This is a genomic window from Actinospica durhamensis (assembly GCF_018139695.1).
In the GTDB taxonomy this organism is placed as follows: domain Bacteria; phylum Actinomycetota; class Actinomycetes; order Streptomycetales; family Catenulisporaceae; genus Actinospica; species Actinospica durhamensis.
The window spans coordinates 1-1,403 of record NZ_JAGSOG010000577.1 but is presented as its reverse complement, the minus strand read 5'-3'; the positions used below and the strand labels follow the sequence as shown (position 1 = coordinate 1,403).

The window sequence follows — 1,403 nt, the reverse complement described above, 5'->3', positions numbered from 1 at the left end:
GAGGTAGAGGGAATCGGCGGGGGCGGTGGAGAAGCCGGCGTTCGCGGTGCGGTCCCACTGCATGGGGGTGCGCGAGCCTTGGCGTGCCTCGGGGCCGAGTTGGGCGCCTTCGACGTCTTTGGTGTCCGGGACGTAGCGCATGCCGATCTCGTCGCCGTAGTAGATCGCGGGCAGGGTCGGCCAGGTCAGCAGGAACGTGAAGGCGGGTGCGAGCATCGCGGCGGTGCGGGTGCCGCAGGCCAGGCGGGAGAAGTCGTGGTTGGCGGTGGGGACGATGGCGAAGCCGCGGCCCGCGGTCGCGCGGTGTGCCTGCCGCCAGTGCTCGGCGAACAGCGTCATCGAGCCCTGGCCTTCGGGGGCGAAGAAGCACGGGTCCTGGCCCCAGGCCGGCGCGTGGCTGCCTTGGGCGTTGCCCCACAGCGAGCGCAGGGCGGGGCCGACGAAGTGCAGGAAGAAGTCGGCGTGGATGCCGGCGGGCACCGCGGTGGCCGGGTCGCCCCACTCCGAGATCAGCACGCGGTCGGGGTACTCCTGGTCGAGCCACGCGCGCATCTCACCCCACAGCGCGGCGGTGGCGGAGCGGTCGGGGTCGTCTTTGACGAGGGAGAACGCCATGTCGACGCGGAAGCCCGCGGCGCCGCGCTCAAGCCAGTACGCCATGGTCTCGCGCAGCGCGGCGCGGTTGGCCCTCGGGCCGGGCGCGTCCGGGCCTTGGCGCCACGGCTCGTCCGGGTGCGGGCGCGCGTAGCCGTAGTTGAGCGCGGGCTGGAAGGAGTAGAAGTTCGCCAGGTATCGGCCTGGGCGCGCGCCGGGCGAGGCCACCCACTTCCCTGCGGCCGCCTCACCGCCGGTCCCGTTGGTCCAGTCGGTCCCGTCCGTCCAGTCGGTCCCGTCAGCCCAGTCGGTCCACTCAGTCCCGTCGGTCCAGATGTACCGGTCGCAGGCCGGGTCGTCGGCTGAGGCGAGGAACCACGGGTGCCGGTCGGAGGTGTGTCCGGGCACCAGGTCGAGCAGGACCCTGATGCCGCGGTCCCGCGCCTCGCCGAAGAGCGCGACCAGATCCTCCTCGGTCCCGTACCGCGGGTCGATCGCGAGGTAGTCCGTGACGTCGTACCCGCCGTCGCGGAAGGTCGAAGCGAAGCAGGGGCTGATCCACAGGACATTGACGCCGAGCCAGGCCAGGTAGTCCAGGCGGGACCGGATCCCGTTCAGATCGCCGATACCGTCGCCGTCCGAGTCGGCGAAGGACTGCGGGTAGACCTGGTAGATCACGGCTTCACGCAGCCAGTCGGGCGGCGGCGAGCCGGCACTGGTCACGGACACTTCAAGGGCTCCTGTCGATCATGGGGGGCGAGCATGGAGGGCGAACGGTGAGGGCGGATGGTGGGTCACCATGTAGTGGG

1 protein-coding gene is annotated in these 1,403 nt (G+C 71.4%); it reads right to left on the bottom strand.

The features are described from left to right. On the bottom strand, positions 1-1,323 hold a 1,323-nt coding region (locus tag KDL01_RS41130; RefSeq protein ID WP_212534145.1), incomplete at its 3' end, for an alpha-amylase family glycosyl hydrolase. Positions 1,324-1,403 lie beyond the last annotated feature (80 nt).